A 24,343-nucleotide genomic window follows, 5' to 3' on the forward strand; every position below is an offset into this window, starting at 1 on the left:
TTAGTGCAATTTCAGGCCGCTGCCGGTTTCAACCGGGATGCGGTATTCGATATAAGCCCCGTTGCGTAGTTCCAGCAACCATGCCTGATACTGCTGTTCCACTGCGGCATCACTTTCCTGTGCGCCGGAGGCTTGTAGGCGGTTGCGCAGTTCACGCTTGCGCAGGGCGTCGGCCATCAGTTTGCGGCGGGTTTGTTCGCGGAATTCGGCATAGTCGATGCCTTCCTGTTGCAAGGCTTGTTGGAAAGCGGGCAGGCTCAGCTTGTTCTGGCTGGCAATGCTTTCAATCGCCTTGTTGAGGGTGACATCATCAATCTGGATGCCGGACGCTTCCGCCTTTTGCGTTTGCAGGCGTTCCATGATCAGGTTGTCGACCGCCGTTTTGAGCAGCGCCTGCGGGGCAAGGCTGGCGGCAGCCTTGCTGGAAGTGCGCAATACCTGCGCCCGTTGGTGGGCTTCGCTCAGCATCACGACATCACTGTTGACGACTGCTGCAATCTGGTCGAGTGGGACGCTGTTGTCGGCGCGTAGCGGCGGGCTGGCCAGTACCAGGAAAAGTGCGGTTGCGCCCAGTCGTGGGAGAAATTTTGCCTTATTCATATCCATACACCCTATCTCGCAGCAGGTCACGGGTTCCGCTGCCGAAGTTGCCCAGCCCTTTCAGTTCCAGCTCAACGAACACCGCGTTGTCGCGGGTGGTGTTGTCGGGAAGCAGGTAGTTGCGGCTGGCGACACGGGTTTTCCAGCAGCAGCTTTCATATTCTGCACCGATGACGGTTTCCAGGTCACGGTCATTCTGCAAATCGTGTTCCCACGCGCCGATGGCCTTCCAGCGTGGGTTGACCGGCACTGAGAATGACAGGCTGGCGGATTCAAAGTCATCCTTGCGCTGGGCGTAACCGACATTGACGATACGTTGTTTGTCATCCTTGTAACGCAGGCGTACTTCTCCGGCGTTGAAAGTGTTTTCCCCGCTGTCCCAGTAAGCAGTGCTGCTGAGGCGGGTACGCGGGTTGATTTCGCCAGCGGCTTCGAGGATGAGTTCGGATTTGTCACCCTGTACCGGTGCTTCATCCGGTAGGGTCACTTTGCGGTCGTCGAAATAATACATCTGGCCGATACTGGCGCGGAACAGCTCACGCCCGTCGTCTGGCGACTGGACACGGGTGGTGAGGGAGGCTGACAGGCGGTTGGTGTCGCCGATCCGATCCTTGCCGGTGAAACGGTTTTCCGCAAACAACTGGTCGTAACTGAGACTGCGCTTGGATGAGTCAAACACCGGAATGTTGCTTTGGTCGCGGTAGGGCGTGTAAGTGTAGAACAGGCGAGGTTCCAGTGTCTGCACGTAGCGGCCATCCTTGATATTGCGCTCAAAAAACAGGCCAGTATCGAGACTGGCACTGGGAAGGCTGCGGGTAATGCGTGTTTCGGTGGCATTATCCAGATCATATTCGGTGTGGTGCAGGGTCAGGGATGGGCGGATGTAAGCAGCGTCAGTGGAAAATTTCTTGCTCACGCGGGCACTCAAGTCGAGGCGAGTGCCATTGGTTTCCGTTTTGCTGCCGGAAAAGTGGGTGAACTCGGTTTCGGTGCTCAGGTTGAGGCCATTGCCGCGTTGCGGCGGGCGATAACGCAGCAGCAGCTGCGGCAGCCGGGCATGGGGCGCAACTCCGCCATCCAGCACTTGATAGTTTTGCAGCAGGCTGGAAAAAGACCAGTTTTCCCCGGCAGTGCGGTATTCCAGACGCCGCTCCAGGTTGACCACACTGGTGGATTCCAGGGAATTGCCCAAGTCGACGAAATACTGGTCATCCGACACGCCTTCCGCTTTCAGTTCCAGGCTGGACACAGACCCTAGCCGGGTGTTGTTTTGCACGTTGAAATAATAACGGTTGTTCTTGTCGCTGGCGCGATCATCCGGCAGTAGCGCATAAGTTAAGGTTCCCTTGTGCTTTTCTGTCAGGTAACGGTATTCACTGCCCAGTTGCAGGCCGCGCCGCCCCAGCAGGGTGGGGGTGAGGGTCAGGTCGTAATTGGGCGCAAGGTTGAAATAGTAAGGGATGCTCAGTTGTAGCCCGGAACGTTCATTGCTACCGATGATCGGCCACAGGAAGCCGGATTTACGCGCGTCCGTCAGCGGAAAGGAAAAGTATGGCAGATACAGCACCGGCACATTGCGTATTTTCAGGGTAGCGTTACTGGCGGTTCCGCGCTCTTCATCGTGGAGCAGGTTGATGGTAGTGGCGTTTAAACTCCAGTCTGGGCTGTCGGCGGGGCAGGTTGTGTAGGTGGAATTTTCCAGACGTGTCAGCCCGGGGGGGTCCTGCACTACGCGCTTGCTGTAACCGTGACCATCGGCCTGTTGCAGGTAGTACTCCGCATCCTGCATTTCCCCGGTTTCCTTGCCCAGGTCGTAATGCAGTTCACTGCTGCGCAACTGCATGTTGCCGCTGCTGAAACCGACATTACCGGAGCCGCTGACAATCCCCTCCGGCTGCTGGTAACTGGCACGGTCTGCGCGCAGGGCTTTGTCACCCTGGGATACATGCACATTGCCTTCCATAGTTGACAGCCCTTGTGCGCGGAACAGGGCAGTATCCGCCTCTATATAGACGGCTTGCGGTGGGAGGCTGGATGGGCGTTGGTCACTGCCAACCGGGATGGTTTCCGGAACCGGGCACTCCATCCACTCGGTCTGGGCAAAAACGACCACTGGACTGCACGACAGGCTTATTAATACGCAGCGCAAGCAATGCTGTTGTAGTCTGGTTACCATGCGTTATGTGCGGCATTCAAAGCGCCCTAACATCGCATACTCTGGGGATGGACTCAATCGAAAATATCCCTCTGTCTGGTTCATTTTCGTTGAAACCGTAACACGTAAAAGTGTAACCTACCCGCACTTGCGACGGGTAGCCCGAAAATTCTGGTGACATTCCCAAAATGCAGTAGTTTCTAGCTCAGAAATAAATAAAGTTATTTATTTCTGAATAAATTTAACATATGATATTGAAATGTTGAATAATTATTCAGATAATAGTTATTTAGTCATAATCAAGTAGCAAGCTGATTTGTTGGTTCTTGAGAGGGAGACGCAGTGAGAACTACTGAATATTCAAATGGGATGTCAAACCTGACGGGGTTTGAGGCAAAAAGCCACGACAATGAAACAGGACATAAACCCATGCAGCCAGATGATTCAAATACAAAGCGTAGCCGAGGGCGTCCCAAGGGCGCGACTTCCAGCACCTTGGCCGAAGTCCGGGCACAGGCTGCGGAAGAAAAACGCAAAATCAGGGAAGAGTTGAGCCACAAGATCAATGTGTTACGCCATCAGCTGGATGAAATGGACAACAGCTATAAGGACGAAGTGCGTGAACTGCGCGAAGCCCTGCGCATGAGCGAGCAGCGTGAAGCCTTTTACCGGGCGGCTTTGGAAGAGCGTTTGCTGATCGTCGCTGATCACGTCCACAAGAGCCTGACTGAATGGGCTGCTGCGGAACTGGAAGAAGGCCAGATTACCCAGCGTAAACGCGGGCGTCCGCGCAAAACGTTTAAATAGGACGGGGAACACACGGTCGGTTTAATGCATGTTTTTGCGCCATTTAAACGGATGGCGCAGTCAGCAGGCTTTCCAGTATTTTCTGGTAGATAATCGCCAGTGCATCCAGGTCAGCGACTGACACGCGCTCGTTGACTTTATGGATGGTCTTGTTGACCGGCCCCAGTTCCATTACCTGCGCACCGGTTGGCGCGATGAAACGCCCATCCGATGTGCCGCCAGATGTCGACAGCTCCGTATCTTGCCCGTTAACGTTGCGGATTGCCTCGACACTGGCAGCAACCAGCTCACCACGCGGTGTGAGGAACGGGTTGCCGGATAATGTCCATTTCAGCTCGTAATGCAAGCCGTGCCGCTTGAAGATGGATTCCACCTGTTCACGTAGACCAGCTTCTGTCTGTTCTGTCGAGAAGCGGAAGTTGAACTCAACCGTTACCGTACCCGGAATCACATTGTTCGCGCCCGTACCACCCCGGATGTTGGAAATTTGAAAACTGGTCGGCGGGAAAAACGCGTTGCCCTTGTCCCACTCAATGCTGACCAGCTCCGCCAGTGCTGGTGCAGCGCGATGGATGGGGTTATCCGCCAAGTGCGGGTAGGCGACATGCCCTTGCTGGCCAACCACGGTCAGGATGCCGTTGAGCGAACCGCGCCGCCCGTTTTTCACTACGTCGCCCACGCAGCAGGTGCTGGAAGGTTCACCCACCAGACACCAGTCAATCTTTTCGTTACGCTTTTCCAGCGCTTCCACTACCTTGACCGTACCGTTGATGGAAGGGCCTTCTTCGTCACTGGTAATCAGGAAAGCAATGGAACCCTGATGATTGGGGTTTGCGCGCACGAAGTTTTCAGCAGCCACTACGAAGGCGGCGATACTGCCTTTCATGTCTGCCGCACCACGCCCGTACAGCAACCCGTCGCGGATTTCCGGCTGGAACGGGTGGCTGTCCCAAGCTTCCAGCGGGCCGGTAGGCACTACATCGGTGTGTCCGGCAAAGCAGAAAACAGGAGACTGCGTGCCCTTACGCAACCACAGGTTGTCGACATCACCGAAACGCATGTGCTCGGCAACGAAATCGAGAGGGGCAAGCCTGTCAGCAATCAGTTGTTGGCAGCCTTCATCCAGCGGGGTGACGGAAGGGCGTGAGATCAGGTCGATGGCAAGATCAAGAGTAGCAGACATTCTTTTCCTTAATTCTGAAACAGTTCGCGGTAAGTATCCGGCGAAAAACCAACAACGTGACGAGCACCCAAATCCAGCAACGGGCGTTTGATGATAGCAGGGTTTTCCTCCATCACCACCAGCGCCAGGGTTTCATCCATGTTCGCGCGGGTTTCTTCCGGCAGATTGCGCCAAGTCGTGCCACGTTTGTTGACCAGCGTTTCCCAGCCGAATTCTGCTGTCCATTCACGCAGCCACACCGGGTTCAGGCCATCCTTGCGGAAGTCGTGGAAGGTGTAGGGAATGGCACGCTCTTCCATCCACGCGCGGGCTTTTTTCACCGTGTCGCAGTTGCTGATGCCGTACAGGATGGTCATTTGTCGTACCACTTGTGATAGGAGCGGCGGCGGCCAGCGCGTTGGGTGATCACGCCTTCGATACGATCCATGCCGCTGATTTCGAGGGGTGGGTAGCTTGCGTTGAGCGCGACCAGGATGTGTTTGCCGTCAACGATGCGCAACTGGCGGAAGATGTATTCGTCCTTGTTGTCAACGGCGAATACATACGCGCCATCGCGCACGATACCGGTCGGGTCGATGATAATGATACAGCCCTTGGCAAATTCCGGTTCCATGCTGTCGTCGATGACTTGCAGGGCGTAGGGTTCAGATTCGGCGCAACTGCCGAGTTCACCCATGCCTCCACCTTGTTTGAAATTCGGTTGCAGGTTTTGTTTGAAGGTTTCAACATTGATGCGGGTTTCGGACATGGTTTATGCCTCCACGGGGGTGTTGCGGCTGAATTCACTGGCGATGACATGGCGCTGCGGTTCGTACCAGTGCAATTTGTCATGCAGTTGCACGACTTCACCGACGATGGTTAGGGTAGGGGCGCGCACGCCGCGTTCCTTCACCAGTTGTGGCAGGGTAGCGATGGTGCCGATGTGGATGCGCTGGTTGCGGGTAGTGCCTTGTTCCACCAGTGCGGCAGGTGTGTCGCCGGAGCGGCCAAATTCCTGCAATTTCTGGCTGATGACTTCGATGCCGGTCAGACCCATGTAGAACACTACGGTCTGGTTGGGCTGGGCAAGCTGCGGCCAGTTCAGGTCGATGGTGCCGTCTTTGAGGTGGCCGGTAGCGAAGGTGCAGGACTGTGCGTAATCGCGATGGGTGAGCGGAATACCGGCGTAGGATGAGCAACCGGCAGCGGCGGTAATACCGGGTACAACCTGAAAGGGAATGCCATTCTCCGCCAGCGTTTCGATTTCTTCGCCGCCACGCCCGAAGATGAACGGGTCGCCACCTTTGAGGCGCAGGACACGTTTACCCTGTTTGGCAAGTTCCACCAGCAAGTCATTGATTTTATCTTGAGGAACCGCGTGGTTAGCTTTTTCCTTACCCACGTAAATGCGCTCGGCATTTTGGTTGGCCATGTCCAGGATCGACTTGGAAACCAGCCGGTCGTAAACCATCACATCGGCCTGCTGCATCAGGCGCAGCGCCTTGAAGGTGAGCAAATCCGGGTCGCCGGGGCCTGCGCCGACCAGATAGACTTCACCGATGCTGTGTTCGGATGGGTATTTGTCGAGCATTTCATCCAGCAAGCGGCGGGCGTCGGCTTCGTGTCCGGCATACACCAGTTCGGCAAACGGGCCTTTCAGCGCCTGTTCCCAGAAACCTTTGCGCTGCTCTTCTGGCAGGCGTTTTTTTACGATGTCGCGGTATTCTTCGGTGATCCCGGCCAGTTGGCCGCAACTGGAGGAAATCATGGTTTCCAGCCGCATCCGCAACTGCCGAGCCAGTACCGGGGATGCGCCACCGGTGGAAACCGCGACGATAACCGGGGAACGGTCAACCACGGAGGGCACAATGAAACTGCATAGCGACTGGTCATCCACCACATTGACCGGAATATTGCGTTTGTCTGCCAGCGCAGCCACATGCGCATTGACCCGCTCGTTGTTGGTAGCGGCGATAATCAGGAATTGGCTTTCAATATCGCTATCCGCAAATTCACGCGCCTGCCAGACAGCATTTTGCTGGTCGAGGGTATTACGCATTTCGTCAGTAATGGCTGGGGAAATCACCGTGACATGCGCGCCAGCTTTGAGCAGGCTATCAGCCTTGCGTTCGGCAACCTTGCCGCCACCGACGACCAGACAATTACGGCCATGCAAATCGAGGAATACGGGAAAACGATCCATTAATCACCTGAGAATAACTATTTACCGCGCTTCGGGCGGCTTTCGTAATGAACGACACCCTTGACCAGTTCGCCATACGGGAAATCGGCAATGTTACCGTATTTTGACAGGCCGATGTTGAGCAATTCGTAAATGTCCTGCACCGACTTTTCACCCGCCAAAGCCGGAAATAGCTCCAGTTGCAGCGATAAGGTTCCGCCGGCCTGCACTTTCAGCTCCTTGTTGTGCGGCAAGGGGCCGTCAATGAAGGTTTCGCGCAGGGCAAAGCGGGAATTCTCGCGCAAGGTGTTCAGAAAGACGGTGCAGTTGGCGAGACTGGGTTCCGAGCGGCAACCGATACCCTCCCGCGTGGCCAGCAGGAAGCGGCTTTTGCGGCTGCAATCGCAGCGGCGGTTGTTGATGGCTTTCTCGAATACGCAACGGTTTTCGTTGATTTCGTGATAGACGGCGCGGAACTGGTCTTCATCCATAACGTTAGCGGCTTACTTTTCCCATTCCATGAGGATAGGCTTTTCGCGGTGTTCCAGCAGGCGTTCTTCGGCTTCCAGCTGACTGGCGGCCATGATCAGTTTGTAAGTGGCCTTGTCGCCGGGTTCCTGTTGGGCGCGCAGGTTACGCGCGGCTTCGCGGGCTTCCTTGTAGGTTTCGCAAGTCTGTTTCAGATCCAGGTTTTTGATCAGCTGGGTCGGCTGGGTGATACGGAAAACGTAGTAGGGCATGGGGCTTACCTATTTCAATAAAACTTTGATCTGTGCCAGCAACGGGTCGGTCAGCGGTTCCAGACGCTTGCGCATCACCGAACCGACCGAATCATTGCCGCCAAAATACGGGATCAGGGTATCTTCTCCCATTTGCGCCAATATTAGCATGGACTTAAATAAGGGTAGAGTCTCCGCATTCAAGTTTTCCAGCACGGTTTTTATGTCGGGCGGGCAATCACCGCTGCATAATTGTTCTGCGCGTTGTAAAGCCGTATCGATTTCACGCACGCCGCGGAATTCGGGGAACGGCAGCTTGAAATGTGCGCCCAGTGCGATGAACAGGGCAATTACCACGTCTTGGTCGACGGGTTTGTCCAGCGCCAGTTGCAGGGTACGTAGCCAGTTCTGGCCATTGGCATCCAACAGGTTGGCAAGGGTTTGCGCCCAGGGGTTGGCAGTGGCCAGCGGTTCGGCCAGTTGCGTGCTGACGTCGGTGTAACGCCGGTTGGCTTTGGCGGGCAGCGGGATCAGGGTCGGCTTGGCGAACAGGAAACCGACATAGAACGGGTTCTTGCGTTTGGCGCGGTTCCACAGGCTTTCACGCTCTGCGGCGGAAATCAGCTCGGCTTGCAGGCACAGGCGCACGCTGTCGACCACATCCAGCTGTACTTCTTCGAAAGGCAGGAATTCCAGCAGGTAGGCGGCGAGTTCCTTGCCCAGCGGGCCTGCCACCACGTCAGGCTTTTCCAACAGGCGGCGGGCGTTGTGGGCGCTAGGACTGGCCCACCAAGCGCGGCGGCCAATTTCGTGGGTCAGGGTTGGGGCGTGGACGACGGCAACTACCGCTTCCGGCTCGCCCAGCAGCAGCATTTGCTCCAGGTTGTTGCGGGTGTGGCCCATGCGCGTCCAGCGTTTCAGGAACACAGGGTAGCCGCCGGGGGAACCGGTCACTTTGGTGGATAGAAGTTCGCGCACCCAACGCAGGTATTGCTCATCGCGGGTGGTAGGATTCAGGCGCACCTTGGCTTCGCCTTTTTCCGTCAATGCGTGTACGGTCATGGTGGCCTCGTTGATACGCACTGCCTGCAAGGGCTGGGCAAGCAGTACGTTCAGGCGCAGGTTGTCTTCGTTGGAAAGCTGCAAGGTGTGGTGTTCCTTTTCCCAGATAACTACTAGGAATTATCGGGGCAGGGGGGGCAGAAGCCAATAACCCTGTTGTGGTAGGGGTTAGCCTGTAACCGCTCCCCACACAGCATACACTGGGTCGGAAAGATGAGTTTCGCGGCTGTGTTTGTCGTCCTCCGGGCGTGGCAGCCCGCGGATGGATTCGGTGTGTAACTCCGTCAATCCATCGGTTTTGAGGAAATAATCCAGCACCAGCCCTTGGCGTTCAAACGGATGCATTTCCGGCCAGATGTCGATGACCTTGGGTGGGAACCAGCGTTCGGAGAAGGTCATGACCACCACGCCGCCAGTGCTGGTAACGCGGGCGAGTTCGCGCATGACTGCCAGTGGTTGGGTGAGGTATTCGACCGAGACGGTGCAGATCACGGCGTCGAAGTTGTTGTCGGCAAACGGCAGTTGCGGGTTCTGGTTCAGGTCTTGCACGACGGAGGCATTCAGGCGTGGGTTGGCGTCCAGTTCCGCCTGATTCATGCCGAGGCCGGTGACGTGCAGATCGGTGAGGGAAGCGGGCAGGTGGGAAACCCAACTGCTCATCAGGTCAAGCACCTTCATACCCGGTTTGAGCAGTTTGGCGTAGATGGCGCTGACTTCGGCGATGGCGGTTTTGTCCAGATGGTTGACCAGGCGTTCGTTGGTGTAGAACAGCGCATCCTCTCGTTCGTCCATACGGGTAAACGGGTAGGTGGCGTAGAAATCAGTGGCGACGCCGGGGTAGGGAGCCTGCAAGCCGGGGCCTTTTTCCGTCACCATTTCGGCAATGTCATTGCACGCGCCACCGTGTTCCTCAATCGGTGGCAGGGTTTCCACATAGCGGGCTTGTAGGGTCAGCGGGTAGCGCGCTAATGGATGGTTGGGGTCACCGGCCAACTTGCCCTCTGCCTTGCCGATCACGCGGAAGGGCTGGAAATTACCCTTGTAGCAGTTGAGCGCCTGCCACGCGAAACCCTGTGGGTAGAACCTGCCGACTCGTGGCTCAATCAGCATGAAGCGCTGTTTGCCCTCGAACTGGCTGGCGGCGAAGGTGGCGACACGGCGGGCTTCGTGGGCGGGAACCAGTTCCCCGGCAGGGAAGGCTTGCGTGCAGCTTTGCCCCGGCTCCAGCTGGTTGATGCAGGTTTCCATGCTGAAGGGGAAAATGTCGCGCCAGTAGCTGACCTTGCCCGCATAATAGCGGTCGCAATGGCTGGCGGCTTCGCTTTGCCAGGTAAGGGTGAACTCGAATGCTGCGCGCTTGGCTCGATCCATGGTGGTGCTGACCTTGTAGTTGTGCTACCGCCAAACTGTATTATTCTTTCAGCTTGATTAGCAAATGCCCTTCCTCTACGTGTATGTCTTCAATACCGGCAGCAAAGGATTTCCAGAAGCCTTCCCCATTGCCGAATTCGTTGACCAGATCGACATTTTTCAGATTGCCCAGCCAGGCGTTGGGTAGTGGTAAGCCCCACACGCTGACACCCTTGAGCCTGACAATGGGGCGGTTGTTGGCGTAGGCCAGCTCCAAGCCGGTATTCACTTTCAGGGTTTTGCCGCCGATGAAGGGAAAGTCGGGGTCTAGCGGCAGCAATATTTTGGCACTGGCGAGGTTGTCAGCCAGGTCGATGACGGCTTTTTCCCCCAGCTCGGTTTTGGTCGCCAGCAGCGCGTTCAGTTCTTTTTCCGTGAAGGAGACCTCACGTTTTACGCCTGCTTCGCTGTAAGGTTCTGGGGTTAGGTCTTCAGCCGACTGCTGGCTTGTTTCCAGCAGGTCTGGCAGGCCGATTTGCTGAAGTTTGCGTTCCAGCATGGTTTCTTCCTGCTGGTCGAGCTTGATGGGTTTGAAAGGCTTTGGGGACAGGAAATACTGCACAACCCATAAGGTAACGCTCACGGAGAGCAGCACGGCCAGTAGCATCAACCCAATCAGATGTAAGCACCCTATTTTTTGCTTTGAATTTGTATCCATTTATATTCCAGCAAGAAAGTAACCGCTTGGGGTCATCGTATGCTAAAGCTTTAGCATCATATCGCTGGCCGGGTTTGTGAAAATCTGCCAGAGTTCAGGATTTGACGATTAACGGGTGGTAGTATGTCGGAATTTGAGCTGATCCGCGAATACTTTTTTTGGCAGGACATACCCGGTTCCGTGCAGGTTGGGGTGGGTGATGATGGTGCGGTGTTGCGCGTGCCAGTAAACCGGGAGCTGGTTGTTTCCGTTGATACTTTTAACGCGGGTGTCCATTTTCCGCTGGAAACCCCACCACATGCCATTGGCTACAAGGCGCTGGCGGTGAACCTGAGCGATCTGGCTGCGATGGGGGCGGAACCGGCCTGGTTTACCCTGGCAATTTCCATGCCGGAAGCCGACCGCCAATGGGTAAGTTGCTTCACGCGCGGGTTGCGGGAACTGGCGCAACAACACGGTATTTTCCTGATTGGTGGTGACACCACGCGCGGCCCGCTGAGCGTTTCTATCCAGGTTATGGGCTGGGTAGAACCCGGGCAGGCACTGTTGCGCAGTGGTGCGCGTCATGGCGACCTGATTTGCGTTTCGGGTACGCTGGGGGATGCGGCTGCGGGGTTGGCGATTGTGCAGCAACGTTTGCAACTGTCCGGGGGTGCGGCTGAGCATTGCGTCCAGCGTTTGAACTGCCCATCCCCCCGCTTGCAACTGGGTGCAAGCCTGCGGGGCAGGGCCAGCGCCTGCATGGATATTTCCGATGGCTTGCTGGCGGATCTTGGCCATATCCTGAAGGCTTCCGGTGTGGGCGCGTATTTACGGCACGGGGCGTTACCGTTATCTCCCGCACTGCAACAACTTGAGCTTGCGCAAAGACTGGACTTCGCACTCAGGGGCGGCGATGATTACGAGTTACTGTTCACTCTCCCAACAGATTGTTTACGTGAGGTGATGGAGTCAGCGGATAACCTGGGTATCCGGGTGACAGTTATCGGTGTAATTGACGCCAACCAGCCGGGGCTGTCGCTGGATTACACTTTTCATGACGAACGGAGCGGTTATGAACATTTTTCTCAATAATGCCATCTTGTATGGGAACCTTTGTAAATATACGATTGTCTACCAAAACAACAATCACATAGGGCTTTGACACATGGACAACAGAATGAAAACAGGGGCTGCGGCCCTGGCTCTGGCAGCACTGATCTCTGGTTGCGCCCCGGTTCCGGGTACGACGCCTCAGGCGGGTGCTACGACTGGGGATTACAACGGTTATACGTCGTATGGGACTACCGGTACAAACACCAATACCTCAACCAACTACGGGTATAATACCGGGACTAATACCAATACCTCCTATTATGACTACGGTACGGGTAGCGCATCTTCCACTGCTGCTACGACCACTACGCCTGGCTATGATTATTCCGCCGGGGGCAGCTATGGTACGGGTAGCAGTACCAGTAGCACCGGTTCCTACGGTTCAACTTACTACGATTACAACTCATCCGGCAGCAGCGGCGGCACAGCCAGCAACTCTGTAGGTGGGGCTTATGCTGTGCAGGTGGTGGCAAGCCCTAACCGCAGCACTGCTGATGCCATGGTCAGCCAGATGCAGTCCATGGGCTTCAATGCCGTGGTTGATAACGTGGGCGGTTATAACAAGGTGCGTGTTCCGTTCAACAGCGAGAGTGAAGCAAAAGCGAACTTGGGGCGTATCCGCTCAAGCGTTCCGGACGCTTTCTACACAGTGCGTTAATCGCCATCCATCCCTACAATGCCCCCGCTCATGGGGGCATTGCGCGTCTCGTAACAGCATTTCATCCGTTCTTCCATCTGGTTTGGGATTTCCTGATTAATTAGTGATAAAAAATTTATGTGTTGAACATAACGGGTTTTTTAGATTATGTCCGTCACCCAAGCTAAATATTTTATTGCACTGGTTTTTCACCTTATTATTGTATCCAGCGCTGACGCCGGGTTGTACCGCTGGGTTGATGCGGAAGGCAATGTCCATTATTCGGACGTGATCCCCGCTGAAACCAACAGTCGGGAACACAGTGAACTGAATGAGCAGGGCATGACCGTCAAAACGTTTCCGGCAGCACCAACGCCAGAAGAAACCGCTGCCCGCCAACGTCAGGAAACGCTGGCTAAATTGCGTAATGCACTGGAAAACAAGCAGCAGGAACAAGATAAGTACCTGCTGGCCAACTATGAGGATGTGGCAGAGCTGGATGCGGTTTTCAACAGCAAGCTGGAAGTGCTGGACAAGAACACCCGCTCGATACAGGAGCGCCGCAGTTCACTCGCCAGCCGTCTGGAGGCAATCAGGATGCAGGCACGCAAGTTGGAAAGCGCCGCAGAACGCAAGAAACTGACAGGTTACATGCAAGAGGCGGAGCAAACGCTGGCCAGTTACGACTATGCTTTGCAGGAAAACCAGACCGAGCAGGATCGCCTGCGCCAGCGTTATGAGAAAGACCGCCAGCGTCTGAAAAAGCTGCTCAGCGCGTCACCATTGTCCCCACGCCCTGATCCGTCAAAAGCTCCAGCAACACTGCATGTGGCACTCGACCGTCAATGATGCTGGCATTTTTCGCACCACCGGCAATGGCATCCATCGCGCAGGCGAGTTTGGGTAACATGCCGCCTTGAATGGTGTCATCGGCAATCAGATCCTGGATGTCCTGCTGGCTGAGGCGTTCGATCAGGACACCCTGCTTGTCGAGTACGCCGGGGGTGTTGGTCAGCAGTAGCAGGCGTTCAGCATTCAGCACTTCCGCCATTTTGCCTGCCACGATGTCGGCATTGATGTTGTAGCTGGTTCCATCCTTGCCTACACCTACCGGGGCAATCACCGGGATGAAACGGTCTTCTTCCAGCATCCGCACCACACTGGCGTCGATGTCGGTGACTTCGCCGACATGGCCGAGGTCGATGATTTCAGATGGCTGGTTTTCGGCGGCCTTACGTTCCAACACCATCTTTTTGGCAATGATCATATTGCCATCCTTGCCGGTAAGGCCGATGGCGCGCCCGCCTGCCTGATTGATCATGTTGACGATCTGCTTGTTGACCAGCCCGCCCAGCACCATTTGAACCACATCCATGGTTTCGGCGTCAGTGACGCGCATCCCGTCGATGAAATGGCTTTCCTTGCCAATCTGTTTCAACAGGTTGCCGATCTGCGGGCCGCCGCCATGGACAACCACCGGGTTGATGCCGACCTGTTTCAGCAGCACGATGTCACGGGCGAAACCTTGTTGTAATTCCGGGTCAGTCATGGCGTTGCCACCGTATTTGACCACGATGGTTTTGCCAGCGTATTTCTGGATGTAGGGCAACGCCTCCATCAGGATGGAGGCGGTATTATTCGGGCTGGTGTTCGTCATGCTTGATGTAAACCTTGTAGTTGTCCTTGAAATCGCGCAGGTTGTCGCCGAGCATGTGGCGGAACTGCTTGCTGAGGTAATCCATGGCTTCGTCCATGTCGGCGATGTATTCCTTGCGGTCAACCGATGCTGAGGCGACCACGAAGGCATTGAAGCGGGCAGCGGCGTACAGCATGGCAGCGCCAATCTTGCCGGGGTCGCTGTGTTCCAGCGCGGTATTGGCTTGCTCAACGAAGGTTTCGGCAAGATTCCAGAATTCCTGGTCGTTGTCTTGCGGGCTGGGGCCTTTTTTCTTGCTCATTACGCAAATCCTCGGGGTCAAGGGGGGCAAGATTAAAACGGCAGCGGCTCCGTGGTCAATTGCAGGCGCTGAATATCGTTGTGGAAACGGGCGCGGATCACCTCCAGTTGCTCCTGTGTATCCGCCTCAAAACGCAGCGTCAGGCAAGGGCAGGTATTGGAAGCCCTCGCCAATCCCCAACCATCAGCGTATTCGGCGCGGATGCCGTCGATCAGGATCAGGCGCTGCGCTTGCAGTTGCTGTTCCTGTTTCCAGATGTCCATGGCTGCGTTAGCCGCTTCGTAGGAGCCGAAACAGAGTTTCAGTTCCGGCGTGCTATAGCCTTCCGGGATGCGGGCAAATACTTCTGTCGGGCTGACGGTTTCATGTGACAGGGTTTCCAGCAGGCGGGCGGCGATGTACATGCCGTCGTCGTATTCCATGCCCCGGTCGCGCAGCACAATGTGTCCACTGAATTCACCACCCAGTACAGCGTTGTTATCATGAACAAATTTTTTCAGCAGGGAATGCCCGCTGATGCACATGGCAGGTACACCTCCGGCTTGACGGATCAGCTGATCCAGCCGGTGGCTGCATTTCACATCATAGGCCACCATTCGCCCTGGCTGTTCACGCAGCACTGACTGTGCCAGTAGCATCAGGATGCGGTCAGGCCAAATGATATGACCGGAACTATCCACCGCAATCATGCGGTCGCCATCACCGTCAAAGGCAATGCCAATATCCAGCCGATGTTGCCGGATCAGGGTTTGCAGTGCTTGCAGGTTGGCTGGCTGGGTCGGGTCAGGGGAATGGTTGGGGAAAGAACCATCTACCTCGCAAAACAAGGGGTAAACTTCGCAGCCAAGGTCACGGAACAGATGTGCTGCCAGCAGTGCGGTAGCGCCATTGCCACAGTCCAGCCCAATGTGCAAGCGGCGTTGCAGGTGAATCTGCTGACAAATGGCGTGCTGGTAACTGTGCAGGATGCTGGCGGTTCGCAGTTTGCCTGCCTGTGGCTGATGCCAAAGCTCGCCGCGCACAATACGCTCATATAGGCGCTGGATACGCTCGTTGTACAATGATTCGCCGTTGATGACGATCTTGATGCCGTTCTGGTCGGGTGGGTTATGGCTGCCGGTAATCATCACGCCATGTGGGGCAAACCCGGATTGCACGGCGAAATACAATACTGGCGTCGGTATCAGCCCGAGATCAATGACATGGCAGCCAGTTTCCAGCAGACCTTCAATCGCCGCCTGTGTCAGTGAAGGGCTGGAAAGCCGCCCGTCACGCCCCAGCAGCACGCTTTGTTCCCCCATGTCGCGCAGCTGCGAACCGATGGCTTGCCCGATCAGGCGCACGCTGCGTTCGGTGAGGTTATCCGCATACACGCCGCGCACGTCATAGGCGCGGAACAGCGAGTGGGCGACAACGGGGTGCAGAATCGTCATGGTCTGGCTCAGTGGCGTCCGGAGTGCCCGAAACCGCCATCGCCACGGTGCGACTGGTCGAAATCATCCACCTGTTGCAAGGCAACCTGCACGACCGGCACGAATACCAGTTGGGCAATGCGTTCACCCGGCTCGACAGTGAACCTGTCTTTGCTACGGTTCCAACAGGAAATGAACAGTTGCCCCTGATAGTCGGAATCAATCAAACCAACCAGATTGCCCAGTACAATACCGTGCTTATGGCCCAGTCCGGAACGCGGCAGGATCACGGCGGCCAAGCCCGGGTCGCCGATATGGATGGCAATACCGGTTGGTATCAGGACAGTATCGCCCGGATGCAGGGTGATTGCTTTGTCCAGGCAGGCGCGCAAGTCCATCCCCGCAGAACCACTGGTCGCGTATTCCGGCAAGGGAAATTCAGTGCCGATACGGGCATCCAGGATTTTGTATTCAATCGTTGCCATTAGCCTGTTGTGTTCCGTTGGTTATATTGTGCCGCCACCAGTTTCATCAGGGCTTCCGCCAGTTGATGTTTATCCATTTCCGGCAATGAATAATGGCCATCTTGCCATACCACTTCCAGCGCATTGGTGGGTTGGTCGAAAGCTTTGCCGTCGGCGACGGAATTGGCGGCGATCATGTCGATTCCCTTGCGTTCCAGCTTGCTGCGGGCATATGCCATCAGGTCGTGGGTTTCAGCAGCAAAGCCGACTGTGAACAGGTTGGGGTATTCCTGCTTGATTGTAGCCAAAATATCAACAGTACGCTTCATTTCAAGATGAAGGGTATCGGCGTTTTTCTTGATTTTCCGGTCAGCGACGGCAACAGGGGTGTAATCGGCGACAGCAGCTGTGGCGATAAACAGGTGTGACTGACGGGCATATTCGCAGGTCGCTTTGAGCATGTCGGCGGCGGATTCGGTAATGACGCGCTGTACGCCGGGGGGGCAATCCAGCGCGACATGGCCGGAAACCAGTATCACTTCCGCGCCCATTTTCGCAGCAGCCTGAGCGACGGCATAACCCATCTTGCCGGAACTGCGGTTGGTCAGGAAACGCACTGGGTCAATCGCTTCGCGGGTGGGGCCGGCAGTAATCAGCACCCGCACTCCCTGAAGCAGGACGTTGGTGGCGCAACATTCCTCCAGTTCCTGCAATAGGCTGGCAGGTTCCAGCATTCGCCCTGGGCCGGTATCACCACACGCCTGTTCGCCTTCGGCAGGGCCAAATACACGGATACCGCGTTCCATCAACAGACGGACATTGTGCTGGGTCGCCGGATTTTTCCACATTTGCTGGTTCATGGCCGGAGCCACCGCCTGTTGAGCCTTCGACGCCAGACAAACCGCGCCCAGCAAGTCATCCGCCAGCCCCCACGCCAATTTCGCCAGCGTATTCGCGGTTGCAGGCGCAATCAGGATGTAATCCGCCCAACGTGCCAGTTCGATATGCCCCATCCCCATTTCCGCAGCAGGGTCAAGCAGTTCTGTATGCACCGGGTTGCCTGATAGCGCCTGTAGGGTCAGTGGGGTAATGAATGCCTGCGCCCCAGCCGTCATGCAGACCCGCACGTTCGCTCCCTGCTTGATGAGCAGCCGTGTCAGTTCGGCGGATTTGTAGGATGCAATGCCGCCACTTATCCCTAAAAGAATGTTTTTGCCGGGGAGGAATGACATAAGATTTAGCCTCTGACCCAATGAATAAAAAGCAATAAACTATGGCAATCACTGACTGGCCGGTCGATGAACGTCCGCGCGAAAAGCTGCTGTCACGCGGTGCTCAAGCCCTGTCTGACGCCGAACTGTTGGCAATTTTCCTGCGTGTAGGTATTCGCGGAAAGACTGCCGTTGACCTTGCGCGCGAGTTGCTGCAAGGCTTCGGTAGTTTACGACAATTGTTTGACGCAGATGCACAAAATTTTTGTGCAGTGCAAGGTATGGGGGAAGCTAAGTACGTCCAGCTTCAGGCGGTGTTGGAAATGTCGCGCCGCTATCTGGCGGAAAAGATGCGCCGTGGCGACCCGCTAAGCGACCCGGAAGCGGTACGTTTTTACCTGACCTCCAAATTGCGTGACTACCGTTTCGAGGTGTTTGCCTGTCTGTTTCTGGATAACCGCCACCGGGTTATCCAGTATGAGGAGTTGTTCCGTGGCACGATTGACGGCGCTAGCGTGCACCCGCGCGAAGTGGTGCGGCGCGCGTTGCACCACAATGCAGCAGCGGTCATTTTTGCCCACAACCACCCATCCGGGGTGGCGGAGCCGAGCCAGGCGGACGAGCGCATTACCCGTAAGCTTCAGGACGCCTTGCACCTGATTGATGTGCGGGTACTGGATCATTTCATCATTGGGGATCATGTTGTTTCCTTTGCTGAACGCGGCTTGATCTGACAGGTTTCCCGCATGGCAAATGATGAGCAAATATGACAGACGTGCTAACATGTATGTATATGACCAATAATTTTTCTTACCCCATCAAAAGGACTTAGCCGTGATTACAACGGAACAGGAAAAACAAGTCAGTGGCACCATGGAATTGCTGAGCGCCTACATCGCCAAGCCCCCATGGGAAGAGTGGATGGTTGAAGTCTTTTCCGACGCCATTGCCTACGCAGCCGAGATGCTGGAGTTGTCAGGCGATGAAGTGCTGGACTACCTGGAGGAAGAACCTCAGGGGCAAATGGCGCATTCCCACGTTTTTGAACACTTTGTCACCACCGAAACCAATGAAGATGGCGAAAGTGTGTTGCAGGAATTCATGCGCGCCCGCGTCCAGCAAGAGGAAAAATCCTTTGCCTGCCAGTATCTGGAGGCGCTTAGCCAGTCACGCCTGGGTTTGTGGGAAGTGGTCGGCAAAACCGGGCAATCTGTTGATGTGCGTCAGCTGGGGAGCGCTGAACCTGCTGTGCGGGTGAGCCTGGATGCAGGCAAAATCCCGGCCAATATCTGCATTGCCTCCCGTGTCCTTGATTTGCCGGGTGATGAACATGTATTCAGTTTCGGCATGTTGCCCATTGAGCGCAGCGAGGCCGAAGACATTATTGCCTATCTGGAACAAGTGCGCGGTGAAATGCTGGAGGCGGCGCAGGGTGAAGATGGGCAGGCATACGATGCCGAGGATATTGAAGCTGCGATCGAAGAAGAATTGGGTGATTTGATGTTCCAGGAAACGCTGACGGCGTGGGTCGGGCAGGGTTTTGAAACTTGACTGGAACAATGTGAAAAAAAAGCCGCTATCAAAGCGGCTTTTGAACAGATTTTTCTACGTTTTTCTAAACAGGTTTTAGTAGTAGTTACGTTGTTACAACGTCGAAGGGGTGCTTGCATTTCCTCCTAGCTATGCGTCTGAGCGCCTTCCAGTGCAAGCACGGTGCAAATTATAGATAGGGTGGCTGGTGTTGCCTACTGGGAACAGGCAAGCTCCTGCAAGGGTATGCCCTAAGGCTGGATCAGGATTCCTTCGATATGGTCATATTCATGCTGGATAATGCGGGCAATAAAGCCGTGATAACGTGTTTCCACTGCTTGACCATCGCGGGTCAGATAGCGCACCTGTAGCTGTTCCGCCCGTTCCATGGGCACACGGGTATCCGGCACGCTCAGGCAACCTTCGTCATACAGGCTGGTTTCTGCTGACCGCCAGAGGATTTCTGGATTGACCAGGGCTAGCGGTTCCATTAGGGGTGCATCCGGATAGCGCTGGTTGGGGCGTGAGGCAACAATGATGATGCGTAGCGGGGAGAAGACTTGCGGCGCTGCGATGCCGACGCCATTGGCTGCCAGCATCGTCGCCAGCATATTGTCGATCAACTGCTGGATGGCGGGGTCATGTACATTGCTGACAGTGTGTGCACGTTGTTGCAGGATGGGTTCCCCGCGTTTGGCGATGGGAAGGATGTGTGGTTCATGCATGGGAAATAGTATCCCCGTGCCGATTTAACCAGTCAATGCCATAAACACCTGCGGCAATCTTTCCGGCAAGCGCTGCACATTATCAATCACCGTAAACCGTTTGCCGAAAATATCCCGTACATATTCATCCGCGCGCGGATCCAGGCTGATGCAGTAGGTGTAAATGCCTTTCTGGTCGAGTTCCTTCACCGCCTGCCGGGTGTCCTGCGTCAGCAGTTGCGGATCGTCCACATCAATGTCAGATGGCTCCCCATCGGTCAGGATCAGCATCAGTTTTTTGTCAGCCTGCTGGTTTTCCAGATAGTGGGCAGCATGACGTACCGCCGCGCCCATACGGGTGGAATAACCCGCATCCATCGCCGCCAGACGCGATTTCACAGAGTCGCCCCAAGATTCCTTGAAGCCCTTGATGTGCTGATAACGCACTTCATGGCGGGTGTTGGATGCAAACCCGGCAATCGCGAATGGGTCGCCCAGCGCTTCAATCGCCCATGCCAGCAGCGACACCGCTTCCTGGCTCAGTTCGAGAATGCTTTGGGTAGCACCTTCCGGCACTTCGCTGATGGAAGCTGACAAATCCAGCAACAACATGACTGCGATATTACGCCCGTCATGTTTATGGCTCATGTTGATGCGCGGATCAGGATTTGCCCCGCCCTTGAAATCGATCAGCGAACGGATCGCCACATCCAGATCGAGTTCGCTGCCCTCTTCCTGATAACGTACCCGCGTGTAATTCTGTGGCTTGAGCAGATCGACAATCTGCTTGAGACGCTTTGCCAGCGCCGCGTGTTTCTGCAACAGGCTGTCAATCACTGCCGGATTACCCGGAGGATGCAGGCTTTCATACACGCTTGTCCAGTCAGGGCGGTAGGTCTGGCTGTTGTAATCCCATTCCGGGTAATGGCGTGGCGGCAGACCTTCCACTTCCTGGCTGTGGGAGGTTTTGTGCTCGTCGAAAAATTCTTCGTCGTCGCTTTCCTCGATGTACTGCCACAAATGGCGGTTGTCATCACGGTAAGGGATGGCGGTCTTGTTGAAATACACGCTCGGTAACTGGTCGGATTGCAGGCGCGTTTTCGCCACAAACAGCAGCGCCAGATTCACCATATCCTGCATGGTCGCGTTACCTTCCGCCATCTTCTCGTGGAAACGGCGGGAGAATTCCACAACTTGCGGGTGCTGATAGCCATGTTCAGGATTTAGAATTGCATACGACAGCATTGCCAAGCGGTGACGCAGGCAGGATTCCTTGGTGACATCACATTCGCCTTCATCGGGAACCGGGTGCAGGGCCATGAAAATACGCCGTAAACCCGGGTATTCCTGCATGGCCAGCCATTCGACGCGGCTGTCTTCAAAACGCTCGATGGCGATGCGCTGCTGTGGACTGAAATTATCCACTACCACTTTTTCCGACCAGCGCCGGTGCGCCGCCATGTGCGCCAGTACCGCTCGATAACGGTCAATCCCGCGCACACCATTGAGGTCATCGAATACGTCAGGGATACGAATACCGTGCTCGTCGAAATACGGCTGTTGTGCCCGCATGTCACGGAAGTCGATGGAATAGGGAACCAGCAGTTCGTTTTCTTTCCAACAGGCTTGCAGATACAGGTTCAGCTTACGCTCGTTGTGGGTAAACAGCGTACCGTGACGCTCATGCTGCAACATCGCCTTGGCGTCGGCGGATTGCAGGCCGAAATACTCTTCCTGCCGCTGCGGGTGTTTGCCATAGTTGCGAATGCCGTATTCGATCCAGTTTTTCAGACCACCAAGCGCCAACTGGTTGATCAGGTAAGGCATTTGCTCCAGCAGTTTGGGTAGGCCGGGGCTGGGAATGGTGGTGTGGAAGCCGTGGATGGAGCCGGTGGTGCGTTCCATCATGTCGAACAGGATGTCGATGTAATTGCCAACCAGCTCTTCGCTATCGAGGCGTCGGCAGACTTCCGGCAATACCTGCATGAAGACCGGAATGGCACGCCCATTGGGTGTGCGCGACATTTTCCACACAGTCTGACTGACGCGAGTGAGCGTGCCTTCGCCCAGCTTGTAGGCGATGGTCGGCATTTCTTCGAGGTAGGTCAGTACCGGGTCGAAACCGCGCCCGATTTTGCATACCAGTGATGCGCCTTCGAGGTAGTTGTCAATAGCTTCCTCACTCAACAGAGCGAGGGCATCCTGCATACAGGCGGCAAAAGCGTCATCAAGCTGCTTGAAGTTGCAACTCAGTTTTTCACGGTAACGGGCGGTGACCTCATCCATCAGGATCACCCGAAGATGGCGTCGATGCTGTGATTCAGGGTGCTGCGGATGTCGGCGTCATCGGTAATCGGGCTGACCAGTGCCATACGGCAGGCGTCACCGGCTTCGATGCCGTCCTTGATCAGGTTGGCTGCGTAGACCAGCAGGCGGGTGGAAATGCCTTCGTCCAGACCATGACCTTTCAGGTTACGTGCGGTGTGGGCAATTTTGACCAGTTTGTCCGCGATGTCAGCACCAACGCCAGTTTCAGCTTGCAGGATGCTGGATTCTTTTTCCGTTGTTGGGTAGTCGAAATCAAATGCGACAAAGCGTTGCTTGGTGGATTGCTTGAGGTCTTTCATCAAGCTCTGGTATCCCGGATTGTAGGAGATGACCAGTTGAAAATCGGAGTGTGCCTGCACCAGTTCGCCCTTCTTGTCGAGTGGCAGGGTGCGGCGGTGGTCGGTCAGCGGATGGATCACCACGGTGGTGTCCTGACGCGCTTCGACAATTTCATCGAGGTAACAGATGGCACCGATACGGGCTGCGGTGGTCAGCGAGCCATCCAGCCAGCGGGTGCCGTTGGCTTCCAGCAAATAACGACCTACCAGATCGGATGCGGTCATGTCCTCGTTACAGGCAACCGTGATCAGCGGTTTGCCCAGTTTCCACGCCATGTGTTCGACGAAACGGGATTTACCGCAACCGGTCGGGCCTTTCACCATTACGGGCAGGCGGGAACGGTAGGCAGCCTGGTAAAGCTCCACTTCGCGTCCGGTGGCCTGATAGAACGGCTCTTGCTGGATGAGGTATTGGTTGGTGTCGGTCATGGCGAAGATCCTTCAATGGGGAGAGATGATGAGAGGCGCATGTGCGCCCCTCAACCCTACTACTGTGGTTGCTTGCGGCTTACTTGTGTACGCCTAACTTTTCGCGCCAGCCTGGGTACAGCTTGTCAGCATCGCCAGGGAAGGATTCGAACGCGCGGGCAAATTCCTTGTGCTCTTTCGCGAATTCGATCGGGTCAGCACCGGATTTCCAGCACTCGTAAGATTGGCGCAGGGAAATTGCACCAGCCGCCGGGCTGTCGATGTGGCCGTAAGAACCACCACCGGATGTGTTGATAACGTTACCATGACCCAGGTTCGCAAAGAAGCCTGGCAGACGCAGTGCGTTCATACCGCCGGAGATGATTGGGGTAGTTGGCTTCATGCCGTACCATTTCTGGTAGTAAGCAGGGCCTTGGCACTCGTCACGCTCAATCATGTAAGCAATGATCTTGTCGGAAGCATCGCCTTCCATTTTGCCGTAGCCCATGGTGCCGACGTGGATACCGGAAGCACCTTGCAGACGGGACATCTTGGCCAGAACGAATGCCGTGTAACCACGCTTGGCAGATGGGGAAGTGACCGCACCGTGACCGGCACGATGGTAGTGCAGGTACTGGCTAGGGTACTGGCGACGAGCAGTCGTTACCATGCCTGGGCCACCCACGTAACCGTCAACCAGGAATGCAACCTTGTCAGCGTCAGGGCCAAAGGTTTCCAGGATGAAGTCAGCACGAGCACACATTTCGTAGTGGTCGTCAGCCGTGATGTTGGCGGAGAACAGTTTAGCCTGGCCGGTTTCGTCCTGCGCGCGCTTCAGTGCATCATAAACGAGTGGGTAAACTTTCTTGGCTGGGCAGAATACCTGGTTGCCTTGCGGTTCATCGTTCTTGATGAAGTCGCCACCGAGCCAGAACTGGTAAGCAGCGTGAGCAAACGGCTCAGGACGCAGACCCAGCTTGGGCTTGATGATAGTACCCGCGATGTAACCACCGTCAACAACCGGACGGCCCAGGATACGCCACATGTCAGAGATGTCTTTGGATGGGCCATCGAACAGCTGGATAGCACGCTCAGGCATGTAGAAGTCGTACATCTTGGCGTGTTCAACGTCGCCCATGCCCTGGTTGTTACCGATAGCCAGGGTCAGGAAAGAAACCAGCATCATGCGACCGTCAGTAACGTTGCGGTCGAACAGCTCCAGAGGGTATGCGATGCGCATTTCTTCGGTAGCTTCGTCGATGTGGTAAACCAGTGCGTCAACGCCTTTGGTGAAGTCGTCAGTGGTGCAAACTTCAACGTTGGTACCAGTGGAAGATTCAGCAGCAAAGTGGGCAGCTACTTCCAGGTAGCCATAGCCAGCAGCAGGCTTCATTTTGTAGGCAACCAGAATGTGCTTGCCACCTGCAATCAGGTCTTCTTCCTTCAAGCTCAGGTCAGCATAACGGCCGGATTGGTCCATGATTTCTCTCCTCAATAAGTAAA

Annotated in this window: 26 protein-coding genes; 6 read left to right on the forward strand and 20 right to left on the reverse strand. The window is 55.6% G+C overall.

Annotated features, from left to right (window positions below; all coding sequences use genetic code 11):
* A complete protein-coding gene (locus tag THINI_RS00730; RefSeq protein WP_050987965.1) occupies window positions 1-600 on the reverse strand; it encodes a SurA N-terminal domain-containing protein in 600 nt (199 codons plus the stop codon).
* Window positions 593-2,776: an LPS-assembly protein LptD gene (locus tag THINI_RS00735; protein ID WP_002706767.1), complete on the reverse strand. Its 2,184-nt coding sequence runs from the start codon at window positions 2,774-2,776 to the stop codon at window positions 593-595. Before THINI_RS00735 ends, THINI_RS00730 begins: the two co-directional genes overlap by 8 nt.
* 408 nt (window positions 2,777-3,184) lie before the next feature.
* On the opposite strand from THINI_RS00735, the gene THINI_RS00740 reads away from it, so the two are divergent.
* A complete protein-coding gene (locus tag THINI_RS00740) occupies window positions 3,185-3,562 on the forward strand; it encodes an AT hook, DNA-binding domain-containing protein (protein WP_002706770.1) in 378 nt (125 codons plus the stop codon).
* Between the two features lie 43 nt (window positions 3,563-3,605).
* Here THINI_RS00740 and dapE read toward each other — a convergent pair whose 3' ends face one another.
* The 9 genes from dapE to THINI_RS00785 all read right to left on the reverse strand — a co-directional run bounded on the left by dapE (window position 3,606) and on the right by THINI_RS00785 (window position 10,704).
* Entirely contained in the window at window positions 3,606-4,745 is a 1,140-nt protein-coding gene (gene dapE / locus THINI_RS00745; RefSeq protein ID WP_002706772.1) for a succinyl-diaminopimelate desuccinylase, read from the reverse strand.
* 8 nt (window positions 4,746-4,753) lie between these two features.
* Window positions 4,754-5,101, reverse strand: coding sequence for an ArsC family reductase (locus THINI_RS00750; RefSeq protein WP_002706774.1), 348 nt, complete (start codon window positions 5,099-5,101; stop codon window positions 4,754-4,756).
* Window positions 5,098-5,493, reverse strand: a complete 396-nt coding sequence (locus tag THINI_RS00755; protein ID WP_002706777.1) for a S24 family peptidase — start codon at window positions 5,491-5,493, stop codon at window positions 5,098-5,100. Before THINI_RS00755 ends, THINI_RS00750 begins: the two co-directional genes overlap by 4 nt.
* Before the next feature lie 3 nt (window positions 5,494-5,496).
* The gene (gene cysG / locus THINI_RS00760; RefSeq protein ID WP_002706779.1) at window positions 5,497-6,927 is read right to left on the reverse strand and encodes a siroheme synthase CysG; all 1,431 of its coding nucleotides are present in this window, start codon (window positions 6,925-6,927) and stop codon (window positions 5,497-5,499) included.
* Between the two features lie 17 nt (window positions 6,928-6,944).
* A complete protein-coding gene (locus THINI_RS00765) occupies window positions 6,945-7,397 on the reverse strand; it encodes a hypothetical protein (protein WP_002706781.1) in 453 nt (150 codons plus the stop codon).
* 12 nt (window positions 7,398-7,409) lie between these two features.
* Window positions 7,410-7,646 (reverse strand): hypothetical protein, encoded by a 237-nt coding sequence (locus tag THINI_RS00770; protein WP_002706782.1) that lies wholly within the window; start codon window positions 7,644-7,646, stop codon window positions 7,410-7,412.
* A 9-nt stretch (window positions 7,647-7,655) separates the two neighbouring features.
* Window positions 7,656-8,771, reverse strand: a complete 1,116-nt coding sequence (locus THINI_RS00775) for a hypothetical protein (RefSeq protein ID WP_002706783.1) — start codon at window positions 8,769-8,771, stop codon at window positions 7,656-7,658.
* Window positions 8,772-8,855: 84 nt separating this feature from the next.
* Window positions 8,856-10,058 carry a class I SAM-dependent methyltransferase gene (locus THINI_RS00780; RefSeq protein WP_002706784.1) on the reverse strand — a complete coding sequence of 401 codons (1,203 nt, stop codon included), beginning with the start codon at window positions 10,056-10,058 and terminating at the stop codon, window positions 8,856-8,858.
* Between the two features lie 40 nt (window positions 10,059-10,098).
* Window positions 10,099-10,704, reverse strand: coding sequence for an arginine N-succinyltransferase (locus THINI_RS00785; RefSeq protein ID WP_211206950.1), 606 nt, complete (start codon window positions 10,702-10,704; stop codon window positions 10,099-10,101).
* A 174-nt stretch (window positions 10,705-10,878) separates the two neighbouring features.
* Between THINI_RS00785 and thiL the strand changes: the two genes are divergently transcribed.
* The 3 genes from thiL to THINI_RS22995 all read left to right on the forward strand — a co-directional run bounded on the left by thiL (window position 10,879) and on the right by THINI_RS22995 (window position 13,336).
* Window positions 10,879-11,829, forward strand: coding sequence for a thiamine-phosphate kinase (gene thiL / locus THINI_RS00790; RefSeq protein WP_002706786.1), 951 nt, complete (start codon window positions 10,879-10,881; stop codon window positions 11,827-11,829).
* A gap of 85 nt (window positions 11,830-11,914) precedes the next feature.
* The gene (locus THINI_RS22990) at window positions 11,915-12,508 is read left to right on the forward strand and encodes an SPOR domain-containing protein (RefSeq protein ID WP_050987966.1); all 594 of its coding nucleotides are present in this window, start codon (window positions 11,915-11,917) and stop codon (window positions 12,506-12,508) included.
* 147 nt (window positions 12,509-12,655) lie between these two features.
* On the forward strand, window positions 12,656-13,336 hold the full coding sequence (locus tag THINI_RS22995) for a DUF4124 domain-containing protein (RefSeq protein ID WP_002706788.1): 681 nt from the start codon (window positions 12,656-12,658) through the stop codon (window positions 13,334-13,336).
* Here THINI_RS22995 and argB read toward each other — a convergent pair.
* The 5 genes from argB to coaBC are packed head-to-tail and all read right to left on the reverse strand — an operon-like array spanning window position 13,257 to window position 17,553.
* Window positions 13,257-14,144, reverse strand: a complete 888-nt coding sequence (gene argB / locus THINI_RS00805) for an acetylglutamate kinase (RefSeq protein WP_002706789.1) — start codon at window positions 14,142-14,144, stop codon at window positions 13,257-13,259. The two genes, THINI_RS22995 and argB, sit on opposite strands and share 80 nt — an antisense overlap.
* Window positions 14,122-14,445: a DUF3144 domain-containing protein gene (locus THINI_RS00810; RefSeq protein WP_002706790.1), complete on the reverse strand. Its 324-nt coding sequence runs from the start codon at window positions 14,443-14,445 to the stop codon at window positions 14,122-14,124. The genes argB and THINI_RS00810 overlap by 23 nt, the downstream gene beginning before the upstream one ends.
* A 32-nt stretch (window positions 14,446-14,477) precedes the next feature.
* Window positions 14,478-15,878: a phosphomannomutase/phosphoglucomutase gene (locus THINI_RS00815; protein ID WP_002706791.1), complete on the reverse strand. Its 1,401-nt coding sequence runs from the start codon at window positions 15,876-15,878 to the stop codon at window positions 14,478-14,480.
* Between the two features lie 8 nt (window positions 15,879-15,886).
* A complete protein-coding gene (gene dut, locus THINI_RS00820) occupies window positions 15,887-16,342 on the reverse strand; it encodes a dUTP diphosphatase (protein ID WP_002706792.1) in 456 nt (151 codons plus the stop codon).
* Window positions 16,342-17,553 carry a bifunctional phosphopantothenoylcysteine decarboxylase/phosphopantothenate--cysteine ligase CoaBC gene (gene coaBC / locus THINI_RS00825; protein WP_002706793.1) on the reverse strand — a complete coding sequence of 404 codons (1,212 nt, stop codon included), beginning with the start codon at window positions 17,551-17,553 and terminating at the stop codon, window positions 16,342-16,344. Before coaBC ends, dut begins: the two co-directional genes overlap by 1 nt.
* A gap of 41 nt (window positions 17,554-17,594) precedes the next feature.
* Here coaBC and radC point away from each other — a divergent pair, with 41 nt between their 5' ends.
* The gene (radC, locus tag THINI_RS00830) at window positions 17,595-18,266 is read left to right on the forward strand and encodes a RadC family protein (protein ID WP_002706794.1); all 672 of its coding nucleotides are present in this window, start codon (window positions 17,595-17,597) and stop codon (window positions 18,264-18,266) included.
* A 100-nt stretch (window positions 18,267-18,366) separates the two neighbouring features.
* Window positions 18,367-19,083 carry a hypothetical protein gene (locus tag THINI_RS00835; protein ID WP_002706795.1) on the forward strand — a complete coding sequence of 239 codons (717 nt, stop codon included), beginning with the start codon at window positions 18,367-18,369 and terminating at the stop codon, window positions 19,081-19,083.
* A gap of 230 nt (window positions 19,084-19,313) precedes the next feature.
* Here THINI_RS00835 and def read toward each other — a convergent pair whose 3' ends face one another.
* The 4 genes from def to THINI_RS00855 form a co-directional block, all read right to left on the reverse strand.
* Window positions 19,314-19,787, reverse strand: a complete 474-nt coding sequence (def, locus tag THINI_RS00840) for a peptide deformylase (RefSeq protein WP_002706796.1) — start codon at window positions 19,785-19,787, stop codon at window positions 19,314-19,316.
* Between the two features lie 24 nt (window positions 19,788-19,811).
* Window positions 19,812-22,052 (reverse strand): nitric oxide reductase activation protein NorD, encoded by a 2,241-nt coding sequence (locus THINI_RS00845; RefSeq protein ID WP_002706797.1) that lies wholly within the window; start codon window positions 22,050-22,052, stop codon window positions 19,812-19,814.
* A gap of 5 nt (window positions 22,053-22,057) precedes the next feature.
* Window positions 22,058-22,861, reverse strand: a complete 804-nt coding sequence (locus tag THINI_RS00850; protein ID WP_002706798.1) for a CbbQ/NirQ/NorQ/GpvN family protein — start codon at window positions 22,859-22,861, stop codon at window positions 22,058-22,060.
* Between the two features lie 79 nt (window positions 22,862-22,940).
* A complete protein-coding gene (locus tag THINI_RS00855) occupies window positions 22,941-24,320 on the reverse strand; it encodes a ribulose-bisphosphate carboxylase (protein WP_002706799.1) in 1,380 nt (459 codons plus the stop codon).
* Window positions 24,321-24,343: the final 23 nt, after the last annotated feature.

Source organism: Thiothrix nivea DSM 5205 (assembly GCF_000260135.1).
In the GTDB taxonomy this organism is placed as follows: domain Bacteria; phylum Pseudomonadota; class Gammaproteobacteria; order Thiotrichales; family Thiotrichaceae; genus Thiothrix; species Thiothrix nivea.

Bases quoted from the DNA above. Each gene is read 5' to 3' on its own strand.
- argB (WP_002706789.1), bottom strand. From the start codon at position 14,144: ATGACGAACACCAGCCCGAATAATACCGCCTCCATCCTGATGGAGGCG.
- THINI_RS00765 (WP_002706781.1), bottom strand. From the start codon at position 7,397: ATGGATGAAGACCAGTTCCGCGCCGTCTATCACGAAATCAACGAAAAC.
- THINI_RS00850 (WP_002706798.1), bottom strand. From the start codon at position 22,861: ATGACCGACACCAACCAATACCTCATCCAGCAAGAGCCGTTCTATCAG.
- THINI_RS00780 (WP_002706784.1), bottom strand. From the start codon at position 10,058: ATGGATCGAGCCAAGCGCGCAGCATTCGAGTTCACCCTTACCTGGCAA.
- THINI_RS00755 (WP_002706777.1), bottom strand. From the start codon at position 5,493: ATGTCCGAAACCCGCATCAATGTTGAAACCTTCAAACAAAACCTGCAA.
- THINI_RS00785 (WP_211206950.1), bottom strand. From the start codon at position 10,704: ATGCTACTGGCCGTGCTGCTCTCCGTGAGCGTTACCTTATGGGTTGTG.
- THINI_RS00750 (WP_002706774.1), bottom strand. From the start codon at position 5,101: ATGACCATCCTGTACGGCATCAGCAACTGCGACACGGTGAAAAAAGCC.
- THINI_RS00770 (WP_002706782.1), bottom strand. From the start codon at position 7,646: ATGCCCTACTACGTTTTCCGTATCACCCAGCCGACCCAGCTGATCAAA.
- THINI_RS00815 (WP_002706791.1), bottom strand. From the start codon at position 15,878: ATGACGATTCTGCACCCCGTTGTCGCCCACTCGCTGTTCCGCGCCTAT.
- def (WP_002706796.1), bottom strand. From the start codon at position 19,787: ATGCATGAACCACACATCCTTCCCATCGCCAAACGCGGGGAACCCATC.
- THINI_RS00730 (WP_050987965.1), bottom strand. From the start codon at position 600: ATGAATAAGGCAAAATTTCTCCCACGACTGGGCGCAACCGCACTTTTC.
- dut (WP_002706792.1), bottom strand. From the start codon at position 16,342: ATGGCAACGATTGAATACAAAATCCTGGATGCCCGTATCGGCACTGAA.
- coaBC (WP_002706793.1), bottom strand. From the start codon at position 17,553: ATGTCATTCCTCCCCGGCAAAAACATTCTTTTAGGGATAAGTGGCGGC.
- THINI_RS22990 (WP_050987966.1), top strand. From the start codon at position 11,915: ATGAAAACAGGGGCTGCGGCCCTGGCTCTGGCAGCACTGATCTCTGGT.
- dapE (WP_002706772.1), bottom strand. From the start codon at position 4,745: ATGTCTGCTACTCTTGATCTTGCCATCGACCTGATCTCACGCCCTTCC.
- thiL (WP_002706786.1), top strand. From the start codon at position 10,879: ATGTCGGAATTTGAGCTGATCCGCGAATACTTTTTTTGGCAGGACATA.
- THINI_RS00735 (WP_002706767.1), bottom strand. From the start codon at position 2,776: ATGGTAACCAGACTACAACAGCATTGCTTGCGCTGCGTATTAATAAGC.
- radC (WP_002706794.1), top strand. From the start codon at position 17,595: ATGGCAATCACTGACTGGCCGGTCGATGAACGTCCGCGCGAAAAGCTG.
- THINI_RS00740 (WP_002706770.1), top strand. From the start codon at position 3,185: ATGCAGCCAGATGATTCAAATACAAAGCGTAGCCGAGGGCGTCCCAAG.
- THINI_RS00810 (WP_002706790.1), bottom strand. From the start codon at position 14,445: ATGAGCAAGAAAAAAGGCCCCAGCCCGCAAGACAACGACCAGGAATTC.
- THINI_RS00845 (WP_002706797.1), bottom strand. From the start codon at position 22,052: ATGGATGAGGTCACCGCCCGTTACCGTGAAAAACTGAGTTGCAACTTC.
- THINI_RS22995 (WP_002706788.1), top strand. From the start codon at position 12,656: ATGTCCGTCACCCAAGCTAAATATTTTATTGCACTGGTTTTTCACCTT.
- THINI_RS00855 (WP_002706799.1), bottom strand. From the start codon at position 24,320: ATGGACCAATCCGGCCGTTATGCTGACCTGAGCTTGAAGGAAGAAGAC.
- cysG (WP_002706779.1), bottom strand. From the start codon at position 6,927: ATGGATCGTTTTCCCGTATTCCTCGATTTGCATGGCCGTAATTGTCTG.